The sequence below is a fragment of the Actinomadura napierensis genome (assembly GCF_039529375.1).
GTDB classification, from domain to species: Bacteria; Actinomycetota; Actinomycetes; order Streptosporangiales; family Streptosporangiaceae; genus Spirillospora; species Spirillospora napierensis.
In genome coordinates this window covers 23,372-37,255 of sequence record NZ_BAAAMR010000028.1, presented here as the reverse complement: position 1 = coordinate 37,255, position 13,884 = coordinate 23,372, and the positions used below count along the sequence as shown (strand labels likewise).

At 75.0% G+C, this 13,884-nt stretch carries 15 protein-coding genes; 3 read left to right on the top strand and 12 right to left on the bottom strand.

Translation table 11 applies throughout. The features are described from left to right. From ABD296_RS17750 to ABD296_RS17710, 9 genes are all read right to left on the bottom strand, one after another. On the bottom strand, positions 1-687 hold the full coding sequence (locus ABD296_RS17750) for a YoaK family protein (protein ID WP_344267854.1): 687 nt from the start codon (positions 685-687) through the stop codon (positions 1-3). A 38-nt stretch (positions 688-725) separates the two neighbouring features. After that, the gene (locus tag ABD296_RS17745; RefSeq protein ID WP_344267852.1) at positions 726-1,943 is read right to left on the bottom strand and encodes an AI-2E family transporter; all 1,218 of its coding nucleotides are present in this window, start codon (positions 1,941-1,943) and stop codon (positions 726-728) included. 66 nt (positions 1,944-2,009) lie between these two features. Then, on the bottom strand, positions 2,010-2,849 hold the full coding sequence (locus ABD296_RS17740; protein WP_344267850.1) for an ABC transporter permease: 840 nt from the start codon (positions 2,847-2,849) through the stop codon (positions 2,010-2,012). Further along, positions 2,846-3,838: an ATP-binding cassette domain-containing protein gene (locus ABD296_RS17735; protein ID WP_344267849.1), complete on the bottom strand. Its 993-nt coding sequence runs from the start codon at positions 3,836-3,838 to the stop codon at positions 2,846-2,848. Before ABD296_RS17735 ends, ABD296_RS17740 begins: the two co-directional genes overlap by 4 nt. Continuing rightward, positions 3,835-4,386: a MauE/DoxX family redox-associated membrane protein gene (locus ABD296_RS17730; protein ID WP_344267847.1), complete on the bottom strand. Its 552-nt coding sequence runs from the start codon at positions 4,384-4,386 to the stop codon at positions 3,835-3,837. Before ABD296_RS17730 ends, ABD296_RS17735 begins: the two co-directional genes overlap by 4 nt. Next, a complete protein-coding gene (locus tag ABD296_RS17725; protein ID WP_344267845.1) occupies positions 4,383-4,817 on the bottom strand; it encodes a lasso peptide biosynthesis B2 protein in 435 nt (144 codons plus the stop codon). Before ABD296_RS17725 ends, ABD296_RS17730 begins: the two co-directional genes overlap by 4 nt. Beyond that, positions 4,814-5,083: a lasso peptide biosynthesis PqqD family chaperone gene (locus tag ABD296_RS17720; protein WP_344267843.1), complete on the bottom strand. Its 270-nt coding sequence runs from the start codon at positions 5,081-5,083 to the stop codon at positions 4,814-4,816. Before ABD296_RS17720 ends, ABD296_RS17725 begins: the two co-directional genes overlap by 4 nt. A 14-nt stretch (positions 5,084-5,097) precedes the next feature. Beyond that, entirely contained in the window at positions 5,098-6,894 is a 1,797-nt protein-coding gene (locus ABD296_RS17715) for an asparagine synthase-related protein (protein ID WP_344267841.1), read from the bottom strand. Positions 6,895-6,980: 86 nt separating this feature from the next. Continuing rightward, on the bottom strand, positions 6,981-7,106 hold the full coding sequence (locus ABD296_RS17710) for a lasso RiPP family leader peptide-containing protein (protein ID WP_151544399.1): 126 nt from the start codon (positions 7,104-7,106) through the stop codon (positions 6,981-6,983). 183 nt (positions 7,107-7,289) lie between these two features. Here ABD296_RS17710 and ABD296_RS17705 point away from each other — a divergent pair, with 183 nt between their 5' ends. Continuing rightward, complete coding sequence (locus ABD296_RS17705) at positions 7,290-8,303, top strand: LLM class flavin-dependent oxidoreductase (protein WP_344267837.1); 1,014 nt, start codon at positions 7,290-7,292, stop codon at positions 8,301-8,303. 4 nt (positions 8,304-8,307) lie between these two features. Here the strand turns inward: ABD296_RS17705 and ABD296_RS17700 are convergent, their stop codons facing one another. Beyond that, complete coding sequence (locus ABD296_RS17700) at positions 8,308-9,081, bottom strand: AfsR/SARP family transcriptional regulator (RefSeq protein WP_344267835.1); 774 nt, start codon at positions 9,079-9,081, stop codon at positions 8,308-8,310. Between the two features lie 334 nt (positions 9,082-9,415). On the opposite strand from ABD296_RS17700, the gene ABD296_RS17695 reads away from it, so the two are divergent. Further along, positions 9,416-10,042 carry a helix-turn-helix transcriptional regulator gene (locus tag ABD296_RS17695; protein WP_344267834.1) on the top strand — a complete coding sequence of 209 codons (627 nt, stop codon included), beginning with the start codon at positions 9,416-9,418 and terminating at the stop codon, positions 10,040-10,042. 211 nt (positions 10,043-10,253) lie between these two features. After that, the gene (locus tag ABD296_RS17690; protein ID WP_344267833.1) at positions 10,254-11,702 is read left to right on the top strand and encodes an LCP family protein; all 1,449 of its coding nucleotides are present in this window, start codon (positions 10,254-10,256) and stop codon (positions 11,700-11,702) included. Here ABD296_RS17690 and ABD296_RS17685 read toward each other — a convergent pair whose 3' ends face one another. Both ABD296_RS17685 and ABD296_RS17680 read right to left on the bottom strand, forming a co-directional pair. Beyond that, a complete protein-coding gene (locus tag ABD296_RS17685; protein ID WP_344267831.1) occupies positions 11,703-13,142 on the bottom strand; it encodes a sensor histidine kinase in 1,440 nt (479 codons plus the stop codon). Then, positions 13,139-13,882 carry a response regulator transcription factor gene (locus ABD296_RS17680; RefSeq protein ID WP_344267829.1) on the bottom strand — a complete coding sequence of 248 codons (744 nt, stop codon included), beginning with the start codon at positions 13,880-13,882 and terminating at the stop codon, positions 13,139-13,141. Before ABD296_RS17680 ends, ABD296_RS17685 begins: the two co-directional genes overlap by 4 nt. Positions 13,883-13,884: the final 2 nt, after the last annotated feature.

Sequence of the window (13,884 nt, the reverse complement as noted above, 5' to 3'; positions counted from 1 at the left end):
TCATCCCCGTCCGGCCGCGTCCGCCGGCGGGAGGACGGACGCCGCGGGCACGAGCACCGCCAGCACGGCCAGCGGGATGAGCACCGCCCTGGCTCCCTCGTGCTTGAAGACGAAGGCGGCGGCCAGCGCGCCGAGCAGGAAGAAGACGATGACGAGCGCCTGCAGGACATGGCCCAGGCGGCTCTGGTTCGGCAACCGGTCCCCGTGCAGGCGGGTGCTCAGGCCGACGGTGAACGACATGATCGTCCCGGTGATGAAGACGGTCGTCACGCCGGACACCCCGAGCCGCGTGACCGCCGCGCCCTGCAGCCCCATGGCCACGCCCGCCAGCGCGATGTAGCCGTATCTCGGCGCGCCGTGCGCCGGTCCGCCGTGCGCCTCCCACCAGAGGTACCAGGCGGCGAGCGGCAGCAGTTCCAGCGCGAGGCAGGAGGCGAGGAGCCGCCGTCCGGACGGGAACAGGCCGCCGGCGACCGCGCCCGCGACGAAGGCGCCGAGCGCGCAGGCCGACCGCAGCGCGGCGGCGGTCTTCCCCGTGGCGATGCCGATGCCGAGCAGTGCCGTGTTGCCGGTCATGTTCGCCGTGAAGACGTGCCCGAGGCCCAGGTAGCTGACGACGTCCACGGCGGCGGCGACCACGGCCAGGCCGGGAAGGATGACGGCCTGCCTGGCCGCTGGGAAAGCCATGCCCCCGCATTACCCGGCGCGCGCGGCCCGATGCGGGATCAGTCGCCGGTCCGGTCGGCGGGGCCGTCGCCGGGCTCGCCGGCCTTCCGGTCCTCGCCGGACGGGCGGGTCGGCTCGTCCTCGCCGGACGGGCGGGGCGGCTCGCCGGGGTCGGTGGCGGCGGCCACCTCCGGGGGCAGGTCCTCGGGCGGGTCGCGCAGCGCGGGCCAGGCCCGGTAGATGACCGCCACGACCGGCACCGCGACGGCCGCGCCGGGGATCCCGCCGACGATGCCGCCCACGCTGATCGCCAGGATGATCGCGAGGGGGTGCAGCCGGACGAGCCGGCCGACCAGCAGCGGCTGCAGCAGGTGGCTCTCGGCCTGATGCTCGACGATCAGCACGCCGAGGAAGATCAGCGCGATGACGCCGCCCTTGGCGGCGAACGCGACCGCGACCGCGAGCGCGCCGCCGACCAGGATGCCGACGATCGGGATGAAGCTGCCCAGGAAGATGACGACGGCGAGCGGCGCGACCAGCGGGACGCCGAGGGCCGCCAGCACCACCGCCAGCACCACCGCGTGGATGGCGGCGACCATGACGGTCCCGTGCACGTACTGCGACAGCGTCTCCCAGGCGGCGCGTCCGGCGCGGTCGATGCGGACGCGGTAGCGGCCCGTCCCGCCGATCAGCCAGGCCCAGATCCGGGCGCCGTCCTTGAGCAGGAAGAACGTGATGAACAGCATCAGCACGAGGGCGGCGAGCACCTCGATGGTGACCGCGCCCGCCTGCACCGCGGTGTTCGCCAGCTTGCCGCGCCGCTTCTCCAGGTAGTTGACGCCCTGGTCGATGGAGTCCTGGATCTGGGAGTGCTTGACGTGCAGCGGGCCGGTCTCCAGCCAGTGCTGCAGGGACTGCGCGGTGGACTGCACCTCGTCGGCGAGCTTGGGGAACTCGGAGTTCGCCTGGATGCCGACGAAGGTGCCGATCCCGCCGAGCACCGCCAGCGCGAGCAGCATCGTGATCCAGGTGGCGGCCAGGGCCGGCAGCCCGGCCCGTTCGAGCCGGGCGGTGAGGGGGCGCAGCAGCGCGCAGAAGAACAGCGCGATCGCGCACGGCAGGAAGACGATCTTCAGCGTGCCGATGATCCAGACCACGCCGTAGCCGACCGCGCCGATGGCGATCAGCCGCCAGGACCAGGCCGCCGCCGCGCGCAGCAGGGGCGGGGCCGGCGGCGAGGGCGCCGCCGCGGACCGCCGGTGTCGATCGTCGCTCATCCGCGTCCATCCGCAGGGACGCCCCTCTTCTCCCCCACGCAAGGCACTCTATGCGTCCGGCCCGCGTCAGGTGCGGCGCTGGAACCCCTTGATCGCGATCGCGGCGGCGACGGCGCCGACCGCCCCGCTGACCGCCAGCGCGGTGACGGCGTCGGCGAGCGCGGGGCCGCCGAGCGCGAGGGCGCGGGCCGCCTTGATCCCGTAGGTGGCGGGGTTGGCGCGGACGACCGCGCGCAGCCAGCCGGGCAGGGCGCCCACCGGGACGAACGCGTTCGACGCGAAGACCAGCGGGAACGTCGCCAGGCCCGCGACGCTCTGCACCAGTTCGGTGTTGCGGATCCAGCACGCGATGGCGATGAAGATCCAGCCGAGGCAGCAGCCGACGGCGAGCGCGAGCGCGGCGGCGCCGAGCGCGCCGAGCGGCCCGCCGGCCGGCCGGAACCCGAGCAGCGCCGCCGCGAGGACGAGCAGCAGCAGCTGCTGGAGGGCGCAGCGGACGGTGTCGGCGACGCTGCGGGCGAGCAGCACCGATCCGGGCCAGATCGGCATCGAGCGGAACCGGGCGATGATCCCGCCGCGCATCTCCTGGGTGAGCCCGACGGCGGTGTTCAGCGCGGCCTGCATCGCCGACGTCACCATGATCGCCGGGACGAGGAAGTCGACATAGCGGACGCCCGCCGGGAAGCCGGGCGCCCGCGCGACGCCGCCGAACAGCTGGCTGAACATGCCCAGCATCAGCAGCGGGCCCAGCATGCTGGCGACGACGAGCCGCGGGTCGAGGACGAGCGCGCGCAGCGACCGCCCGGTGAGGACCCGCAACTGCGTCCCGATCCCGGCGTCCTGCGCGGCGGGCAGCCGGGCGCCCGTGCAGGCGGGCGCGTCCGCGACCCGGTCTTCGACCGTCATGGCGCCTCCGCGCGGGCGGCCGGCGCCGCCGCGCGGGCGGCCGGCCCGATCAGCGACAGGTACACGTCGTCGAGGGTCGGGGCCGTCACCGTCAGCTCGTAGTCGCCGCTGACCTGCGCGTCCAGCGTCCGCGCGACGACCGCGAGATCGCGCGGGCCGGTCAGCGGGGCGTCGAGGACGCCGCCGCGCGGGGCGTATTCGGGGCCGAGCCCCTCGGTCCGCAGCGCGCGGGCGGCGCCCCGCACGGCGGCCGGGCCGGGGAGCCGCGCGGGGGCGGTGCGCCCGCCGACGCGGGCCTGGAGGTCTGGTGGCGCGCCGGTCGCGACGACGCGGCCGTCGGCGAGCACCGCGATGGTGTCGGCGAGCCGGTCCGCCTCGTCCAGGTACTGGGTGGTGAGCACGACGGTCGTCCCGCCGCGGACGAGGTCCTCGACGATCGCCCAGGTGGCGAGGCGGGCGGCGGGGTCCAGGCCGGTGGTGGGCTCGTCCAGGAACAGCACCTCGGGACGGCCCGTCATGCCGGCCGCGAGGTCGAGGCGGCGCCGCATCCCGCCCGAGTAGCCGCGCACCGGCCGGTCGGCGGCGCCGGTCAGGTCGAACATCTCCAGCAGCTCGGCGGCGCGGTGGAGTGCGGCGCGCCGGCCCGCGCCGCGCAGCCGGGCGACCAGCACGAGGTTGTCGCGCCCGGAGATCTGCTCGTCGACGGCGGCGAACTGCCCGGTCAGCGCGATCCGGCGGCGCACCTCGCGGCCCTGCCGGACGACGTCGTACCCGGCGACGCGGGCGGTGCCCTCGGTGGGCCGGCACAGCGTCGCGAGCACGTTGATCAGTGTGGTCTTGCCCGCGCCGTTGTGGCCGAGCAGCCCGAGCACCGAGCCGGGCCGCGCGGCGACCGTCACCCCGTCCAGCGCCCGCACGGGCCCGAACCACTTCCCGATGCCGGCGGCCTCGATCGCGTACTCGCCCGTCCGCGCGGGCACGGCGGTCACCCGGGGTTCCGCGCGGGCGCGAGCAGCCGCCTCATCAGCGCCGACACGAGCCGGTCGTACCAGCGGGCGAACCCCCACGCCGCGAGGGCGCCGGCGGCGACCGCCACGGCCGCCGCGACGGGACGCCCCGCCGGGACGGGCGCGCCCGCGAGGGCGCCGGGCAGCGCGGCGGCGAGCAGCAGCAGGTTCCGGACGATCATCGCCTGCCCCATCACCGCGCCCTTCGAGCCGAAGCAGCGGCATTCGGCGAGCACGCCGCCGTGCACGGCGCGGACGGCGATGCCGATGAACAGCACGAGCAGCGCGGACGCCAGCGCGAACCCGGCGCGGGCCGCCGGCGGCAGCGCCAGCAGCACCACGACCGTCCCCTCCCCCGCGACGACCAGCGCGCCCGCCGGGACGGCGGTCCGCTCCGGCAGGACCGCCAGCCGCCGGATCGACTCCGCGAACCCGCGGAACCGGGTCGCGCTGCGCGCCTTCCCCACGAACGCGGCGGCGAACACGGCCAGGGTCAGCGCCCGGCAGCCGAGCAGGACCAGGCCCGTCATCGGTCCGCCTGCCCGCTGCCGGGCGCCGCGACCACCATCGTCTTGGCGAACGCCAGCACCTCGGCGCGCTCCCCGACCGGTTCGCCACCCGCCTCGACCCACGCGTGCGCGCGGAACGGCTCCGTGCGGACGCCGGTGCACCAGTCCGGCCACGTCCCGCCCGCCCGGCACACCAGCACCGTCGCGAGCGAGCGCTGCAGGCAGCCCTGCCCGGCGCACTGCACGCTCACCGTCACCACCGCCTGCCGCGCCGCGAACGCCTGCCCGACCGACGCGGGCCGCGCGCCGCGCCGCAGGAAGCCCAGGACGCGGCGCAGCCGGCGCGGCGGCAGCTTCGCGATCAGCCGGGCGGCGCCCACCGCGGCGCGCGCCCCCGCCCTGCGCCGCAGCGTCAGCCGGACGGACGGTTCCAGCGCGACCGGGATCGTCACGGCGCCATCACCTCGGCGTCGCGGAGCGACCGGACGAACGCGCCCACGTCCGCGGTGACCCGCTCGGCCGCGTCCGGGTGCCGTTCCCGCAGCTCGCGGACGGCGTCGTCGACGGTGCCGCCGTCCAGCAGCAGCCGGATCACGGTGGTGCCGGTCGCGTTCAGCGCCCAGTAGCGGCCGGTGCGCTCGTCCAGCAGCACCGTGCCGTGCTCGGTCTCGGTCATCGTCACATGGGGCGACAGCGACGCCCCGGGAGTCACGGGCATCTCGGGCCTCCGGTTCATCGGGCCGGGACCGGGCGGCGCTCGACGGCGCGCAGCCAGGTCTCGCAGGCGAACGTGCTGATCAGCGGCATCAGGGTCAGGGACGAGGGCGGGAGCCTCTCCAGCGTGGCGCGCAGCGCGGCGGCGTCGACGAGGCCGAGGCGCGCCAGCCGCATGTCGTCGCCGCACAAGCCGAGCAGCGCGGCGCGGTGCCGGCGCAGGCTCTCGTAGGCCTCCGCGCTGTACTCCGACTTCGTGGCCCGCCCGAGGATCCGCGCGGGAACGATGCCGGCCATCGCGGTCGACAGGGCGGGCTTGTAGCGGTCGGGCATCGTGGTGTCCTGAAGCCGGATGGCGAGCGCGGCCTCGATGACCCGGTCGTCCACGAACGGGGCGTGCCAGGCCACCCCCTCGCGCGAGGTGAGGCGGTCGACGCGGCGGATCGTGTCGCCGCAGAGCCGGGCGTCCTGGAGGGCGGCGTGCTGCCCGCGCAGCGGCGCGAGCGGCTCCACGCCGGACGCCCCGACCCGCCGTAACAGGGTCCGCGCGGCGCCGGCGGCGTCGCCGGTCGCCCAGGCAGGCAGCCGGTAGGCGATCCCCCAGCCGAACGCGGGCGCGCCGCCGACCTCGCGGACCGGGTCGGTGAGCGCGCCGGCCGACGCAGCGAGCCACGTCCCGAACGTGTCGCGGTTCAGCAGCGCCCGCACCGCCGGGAGCAGCGGCCACCGGTACATCGCCCGGTACGCGCGCAAGTGCCGGACGGCGCGGCCGCGCCGCGTCCGCAGCAGCGTGTGCAGGTTGAGCGGGTTGCCGAGGAACAGCTCGTCGCCGCCGTGGCCGGTCAGGTGGCCGGCGGAGCCGGCGGCGGCGACGCGGCGGGCCAGGTGCGTGAGCCGCGCACGGGTCCGGATCCAGGCGAACGGCCCCTCGACGTCAGGCTCCGGCTCGGCGATGCCGTCGAACCATGTCGGGGCGGTGTCGCGGGTCAGCACCAGATGCTCGGCGGACGGCAGTTCCTCGGCGGCGAGGCCCGCCCAGTGCCGGTCCTCGTCGGCGCGGTCGACCGCCTCCCAGCGGGTGGTGACGAGCCGGTCGGCCTCGTCGGCCGCGAGGAAGCACAGGCTGGTGGAGTCCATCCCGCCGGACAGGTCCGCGCTGACCGTCTTGACGTCCCGGGCCCGGACGGCGACGGCGTCGCGCAGCGCGTGCCGGACGCGGCGCGCCCCGTCGGCCAGCGGCAGGTGCGGCTCCGGCGGCGTCCACCACCGGACCGGGCGGCTCCGCCCGTCGGCGCCGATGTCGAGGTAGCACCCGGCGGGGACCGCCTCGACGCCCGTCCACAGCGGCGTCTCGCCGATCGGCCACGGCGCCCACGGCGCCACGAGCCGGGCCGCGAGCAGCTCCTCGTCCACCCGGTGATCGCCCGGCAGGGACATCGGCGCGTCCGCCGCGACCGTCACCCCGCCGAACGAGGTGTGGAAGACCTGGCGCGCGGTGGAGACGCTGCCCTGCACGCGGACGTGCCCGTCGATGGACGCGACGAGGTGGAAGCTCCCGGCGAGCCGCCCGCACAGCGCGTCCAGATCGCGCACCGAGCGGACGCGGGCGAGGACGCGCTCCAGCTCGTCCGGCGTCGTGTCGGCGGGCCCGAAGATCGCGACGCGGCTGCGCCCGGCGGCGGCGTGCACGACGCTCCCGTCGTCCCAGCGCCCGACGATCCACGGGCGGCCCGACGCGTGCGCCAGCCGGCGCGCCGCCGGAAGCCCGGCCGCGGACGCCGCGGCGGTGTCCGGAAGAACGCGGAACTCCACCATTGCCCTTTCCCTTTCACCAGTCGTGCCGGCGCCGGGCGGAACCGGCGCCGGCACGGCCATTCCGAGCTGACAGACCGGCGCGGGCGTCAGCAGAGCATGACGCACGACCAGTCGTTCTCGAAGCCCCAGCTCGGCCGGCCGAGGGTCAGCTCGGCGAAGCCGCCGACCTCCATCAGCGCGGGCGGCTCGTAAGCCGCGACCTTCTGCTGCATGAAAACACCCTCCTTGCGAACCGGGGCGGCCCCGGCTGGGCCTCCCCGCTGCACCACCACATTAGGAGGGCGGTCATTTCACTTGCCTTGCAGTTGCCTTCCAGAGCGACCGCGGAGTATTGAGCTCCCCGGCCTGCGGCGGGAGTATCTGCGGGGCAGGGGAATCGATCGGAGGAGCCGGCGATGAGCATTGTTTCCATTCTCGACACCGCGCCCGTGTGGCAGGGGTCGTCGCCGTCGCGGGCGCTGCGCGAATCGCTGCGGACGGCACCGGAGGCCGAGCGGATGGGGTACCACCGGTACTGGGTCGCCGAGCACCACAACGCCCCGTTCATCGCCAGCTGCGCGCCGCCGGTGCTGGTCGCGCGGCTCGCCGCCGCCACGTCCCGGATCAGGGTCGGCTCCGGCGGCGTCATGCTGCCCAACCATCCGCCGCTGGTCGTCGCCGAGCAGTTCGGGACGCTGGAGGCGCTGAGCCCCGGCCGCATCGACCTCGGCGTCGGCCGCTCCCCCGGCACCGACATGAGCACGGCGCAGGCGCTGCGCCGGGTCAGCAGCCCGCCCGGGTCGCAGGCGTACCGCGACCAGGTCCGCGAGCTGGTCCGGCTGCTGTCGCCGCGGCCCGGCGACCCGGTCGTCGCGGTCCCGGCGGCGGGCGGCGCGCCGGACGTGTGGCTGCTCGGATCCAGCGTCGACAACGCCCGGTTCGCCGGCGAGCTCGGGCTGCCGTTCGCGTTCGCGCATCACATCCGCCCGCACAACGCCGCACCGGCGCTGCGCGCCTACCGCGACGCGTTCCGGCCGTCCGCGGCGTTCCCCGAACCGCGCACACTGCTCGCCGCGTCGGTCATCGTCGCCGATTCCACCGCGCACGCCGAATGGCTCGCCGGACCGTCCAGGGTGATCGTCGCCCAATCCCTGAAGGGCGTCCGGAACGGGCCGAACGTCACGCCGGAGGACGCCGCGAAAATGCACTGGACGGCCGAGGAAGACGCGGTCCTGCGCGAGCGCATGGCCCACCATGTGATCGGCGACCCGGAAACCGTCCGGGAACGCCTGGACGAACTGCTCAAGCAGACCGAAGCCGACGAACTCATGGTGCTGACCCTCGTCCACGACTACGACGAACGACTTCGCTCCTACGAACTACTGGCCAAGACACTGCTCGCCGAAACAATGGCAGCAGATATTTGCTGAGCGGTCACAGCGAGAGGACCGAACGGTCGTCGCGCAGGATCGCCATCTGCAGGCGGCGCAGTTCGAGGTCGGGGTCGACGCCGAATTCGTCGCGCAGCTGCGAGCTGACCTTCCGGTACGCCGCGAGCGCCTCGACCCGGCGGCCCGACCGCGACAGCGCCAGCATCAGCTGCCACCAGAACCGCTCCCGGAACGGGTACCGGTCGGTCAGCGCGCGCAGCTCCCCCACCATCCCGTCGTGCTCGCCGAGCGCCAGCCCGACCTCGCAGCGCCGCTCCACCGCCCGCAGGTACTCCTCGGTCAGCCGCGGCACCTCGGTCTGCTGCAGCGCGTCGGACCGGACGTTCGCCAGGACCGGCCCGCGCCACAGCGCCAGCGCCTCCCCCAGCATCGCCGACTGGGCGCCGACGTCGCCGCGCTCGCCGGCCACGGCGGCCTCCCGCGTCAGCGCCCGGAAGCGCAGCAGGTCCAGCTGGCCCGGCCCGAGGTCCAGCACGTAGCCGCCGGACGAGGTGGCCAGCAGCGCCGCCGAGCCGGGCGAGTGCCGGTCGAGCCACTGCCGCAGCCGTGACACGCAGGAGTACAGCGCGCCGCGCGGCCGGTCGGGCAGCCGGTCGCCCCACATGTGGTCCAGCAGGTGCTCGACCGGGACGACCTGCCCCGCGTTCAGCGCCAGCGCGGCGAGCAGCACCCGCTGGCCGCCCTTCGGCAGTTCCGCCCGCCGCCCGTCCACCGCCGCCTCCAGCGGCCCGAGGACCTTGAAACCGACCCCGCTCATGTGGCTCCCCCCTGCATCCGTACGGCTGCATCGGCAGTACCGCTCAGTTTGCGCAGAGTCGGGACGCCTGTCATGACGGTCGTTCGGGGGTCATGGCCTCCGCCTGCCGCCGGGCGGCCGGCGTCACCGGGGCGCCAAAGGAAACTCTCTATGACGGAACGGTCTCTCTCAGTAAGATCGAGGGGTTGTCGCTCCCCCGCGAAACCCGCCCTGACGCACGCCCCCGGTACGAGCACGCCCTCCGCAAGCACGCCCCCGGCCCCGGTCCCGGCACGAGCACGCACGCCCCGACCAGCACGCCCCCCGCCCGAACAGAGGTCGAACCCGCACCCCGATGGCTCCCACCCGCCGAGTCACCGTCGCCGTCGTCGACGACCACGATGTGGTGCTGTCCGGCGTCCGCGCCTGGATCGACGGCGACCCGCGCCCCGTCGAGATCGTCGACACCGCCACCAGCATCGACGGCCTGGACCCGCGGCTCGCCGCCGACGTCCTGGTCATCGACCCGCGGGTCGGCGGCGAGCCGGCCTTCGAGCGGATCGCCGAGCTCGCCGCGGCCGGCCACCGCATCGTGGTCTTCTCCCAGCACGCGGAGGGCGACCTCGCCCGCCGGGCCGAGCTGGCGGGCGCCCGCGCGTTCGTGCGCAAGGAGTCCGCGGAGGGCCGGCGGCGGCTCGTCGACGCCATCCTCGCCGCGGCCGGCGACGCCCCGGCACCGCCCGGCACGGGGACGGCGGCGCCCTGCCGCCCGCAGTTCTCCGACCAGGAGCTGCGGACGATGCGGCTGTGGCTCGGCGGCCTCACCCGCGCCGCCGTCGCCCGCCAGATGGGCATCAGCGAGCACACCGTGAAGCAGTACCTGCAGCGTGCGCGGGAGAAGTACGCCAGGGCGGGGCGCGACGCGTCCAACCGGATCGCGCTGTACCGCGAGGCGCGCCGCGACGGCCTGCTCGACGACTGACCCGGCCTCCGCAGGCCCCCGGCGCGAGGGGCTTCCCGGGGCTCTCCGCCGGTCCGGGCGGCGTCCGGGCCGCGTCCGGGCCGTGGTGACGCAGCGCAGTCGTCCCGGCCGACCTCGTGAGCATCGTTCCGTGTGGGGTGAGGGTAGAGGATACTGTCGGCTGAGTCACGTGTTTGAGCAAGGTTCGATTGAGCGCGGTGGCCGCTGACCGGTGCTCACGATTCAGACGGAGTCGCTGGAGCCGATGAGCAGCAACCCGACGTACCTCGACTACGCGGACGAGGTGGAACCCGCCCCCGATCCGGCGCCGCGCCGGCGCGGCAGGCGGGTGCTGAAGTGGTTCGCGATCGCCACCGCCGTGGTCGTCGTCGCCGCCGGCGCCACCGGTTACGGGTTCTACTGGCAGCTGCAGCACAACATCGACCACGAGGACACCGACAAGCTGATCGGCGGCAAGCGCCCGCCGAAGCTGAACAGCGCGCTGAACATCCTGATGCTCGGCACCGACAGCCGCGCCGGCGCCAACGCCAAGTACGGGCGCGGCATGAAGAACGACCCGCCGCGGTCGGACACGATGATCCTGCTGCACCTGTCGCCGGGCGGGAAGCAGGCGACGGGCATCAGCTTCCCGCGCGACCTCATGGTGCCGATCCCGGCGTGCCGGCGGACCGACGGCACGTCCTCCCCGGCGGCGACGGTCGGGATGATCAACAGTTCGTTCACCAACGGCGGCGCGTCCTGCACGGTCAAGACGATCGAGAACCTCACCCACATCAAGATCGACCACTTCATGCAGGTCGACTTCACCAGCTTCAAGGCCGTCACCGAGGCGGTCGGCGGCGTGGAGGTCTGCCTGCCGCAGGACGTGAACGACAAGGACTCCAAGCTCCACCTGACCAAGGGCAAGCACACCATCCAGGGCGAGACGGCGCTGGCCTACGTCCGCGACCGGCACGGCCTCGGCGACGAGTCGGACCTGCAGCGGATCAAGCGGCAGCAGCAGTTCATGGGGTCGCTGGCGAACAAGGTGCTGAGCGCCGGGACGCTGACCGACCCGAAGAAGGTGTACGACCTGGCCGAGGCCGGCACCAAGTCGCTGACCACCGACAAGGGCCTCGACCTCGGCACGATGGTGAAGATCGCGCGGAGCATGCACGGCCTCACCGCCGGCAAGCTGGACTTCGTCACCATCCCCGTGGCCGCGTACGCGCCCGACCCGAACCGGGTGGCGCTGCTCCAGCCGGACGCCGGCCGGTTCTTCACCGCGATCCGCCAGGACCAGTCCGTCGAGGCCGCGGCGAAGAAGACCGCGGCGCCGGTGAGCGTGCGGCTCTACGACGCCACCGGCCGGTCGAGCACGGCGGCGAAGGTCGCCAAGCAGCTCAAGGCGCAGGGCTTCCAGATCGTCGGGACCGAGACCATGAAGACCCGCCGGACGACGGGCGTGTACTACGCGCAGGGCTCCCAGCCGCAGGCCGCGGCGCTCGCCGCCGTTGTCCCGGGCGCGAAGAAGGCCCTGTACCCCAAGGCCGGGCCGGGGGTCGTCAACCTCGTCCTCGGCACCTCCTTCACCGCGGTGAAGGAGAAGAAGAAGGCGGGCATCCCGACGCTCGAAGGCGAGATCCACGCCGACGGCGACATCTGCGGCACGGGAACCTGATCAGGCGGCTGGCAGGGTGATGCGGAACGTCGACCCGCCGGTCAGCTCCGCCCGGCCGCCGTGGGCGGCGGCCACCGCCCGGACGATCGCCAGCCCGAGGCCGGTGCCGCCGGCCGCGCGGGAGCGGCCGTGGCCGGCCCGCACGAACCGGTCGAAGATCTCGTCGCGGATCTCCGCCGGGACGCCCGGCCCGTCGTCCTCGACCTCCAGCACCACCTCGGAGCCGCCCTGCCCCGGGACGTCGCGCCGGGCGAGCCGGACGGTGACGTGCGTGCCGGACGGGGTGTGGGTGCGGGCGTTGGCGAGCAGGTTGGCCAGCAGCTGGTGCAGGCGGCGGCCGTCCCCGGTGACCGTGACCGGCTCCTCGGGCAGCACCATCTCCCAGCGGTGATCGGGTCCGGCGGCGCGGGCGTCACTCGTGGCGTCCAGGACGAGCCGGGTCAGGTCGACCGGCGCGGACTCCAGCGGGCGCCCCGCGTCCAGCCGCGCGAGCAGCAGCAGGTCGTCGACCAGCTCGGTCATCCGCACGGACTCGGCCTCGATCCGGCCGAGCGCGTGCCGGACGTCCGCCGGGACGCCGTCGCGGGTGCGCAGCGCCAGCTCGGCGTGGCCGCGGATCGCGGCGACCGGAGTACGCAGCTCGTGGCTGGCGTCCGCGGCGAAGGTGCGCAGCCGCTCCTCGCTCGCGTGCCGCCGGGCGAGCGCGCTCTCCACGTGCCCGAGCATCCGGTTCAGCGCGGCGCCGACCCGCCCCACCTCGGTGTCCGGGTCGGTGTCGGGGACGCGGTCGGGCATCGCGACCTCGCCGCTGGCCAGCGGCAGCTCCGTCACGCGGGACGCGGTGGCGGCGACGCGGCGCAGCGGTCGCAGCGCGAGCCGCACCCAGGCCGCCGCCGCGATCCCCGCCGCGAGCAGCACGGCGGCGAACACGGTCAGCTCCACCCGCTCCAGCCGGTGCACGGCGTCGGTGACGGGCCGCAGCGGCAGCCCGGTGACCAGCACGTCGCCGTCGTCGCCGCGGACGGCCGCCATCCGGTAGCCGCCGAGCGCCGACAGGTCCACGTCGTGGCCCTTCCCGTCGGGCGGCAGCGCGGCCAGCGCGCGGACGTCGCCGGAGGTCAGCGGCACCTGCTCGACGTTCTGGCCGCGCACGACCGCGGCCCGGGTCACCTGCCCCTGGAACAGCCGCGCGCCGCACGTCCCGGACGCCTGCCCGCGCGAGTCGGGCCGGTTGTCGGCGTCGGGGTGGCGCTCGTGCTCCAGCAGGCTGGCCGGGAAGTGCCCGCCGGCCAGGGTGAGCTGCTGGTCGATCCGGCCGACCAGGAACCGGTCGAGCGCGGCGGTGGTGGCGACGCCGACCGCGAGGCAGCTGAGCGCCAGCAGGACCACCAGCCCCGCCGTCAGCCGGGCCCGCAGCGTCCGGACGCGCGGCACCCTCACGAGAGCCCCGGCGGCTTCAGCACGTACCCGACGCCCCGGACGGTATGGATCATCGGCGCCCGGCCCGCGTCGATCTTCTTGCGCAGGTAGCTGATGTACAGCTCGACCACGTGCGCCTGGCCGCCGAAGTCGTAGTCCCACACGCGGTCGAGGATCTGCGCCTTGGACAGCACCCGGCGCGGGTTGCGCATCAGGAACCGCAGCAGCTCGAACTCGGTCGGGGTCAGCTCGACGATCTCCCCGTCCCGGGTGACCTCGCGGGCCTCCTCGTCCATCGCCAGGCCGCCGACGGTCAGCAGCCCGGCCGTGCCCGACTGCCGGGTCATCCCGGCGCGGCGCAGCAGGCCGCGCAGCCGGGCGAGGACCTCCTCCAGGCTGAACGGCTTGGTGACGTAGTCGTCGCCGCCGGCGGTGATCCCGGCGATGCGGTCCTCGACGGCGTCGCGCGCGGTCAGGAACAGCACGCAGACGTCGGGAGCGCCGGCGCGCAGCCGCTTCAGCACCTCCAGGCCGCCGATGTCGGGCAGCATCACGTCCAGGACGACGGCGTCCGGGCGGAACTCGCGGGCCACGGCGAGGGCGCCGGCGCCGTCCCCGGCGGTGCGCACCGACCAGCCCTCGGACGCCAGCACGCGCGACAGCACCTCGGCGAGGTCGGGTTCGTCGTCGACGACGAGGACGCGGACCGGCGTCCCGTCGGCCCGGCGCAGTCCGGCGCCCGCGGGTTCGGGAGTGCTCATGA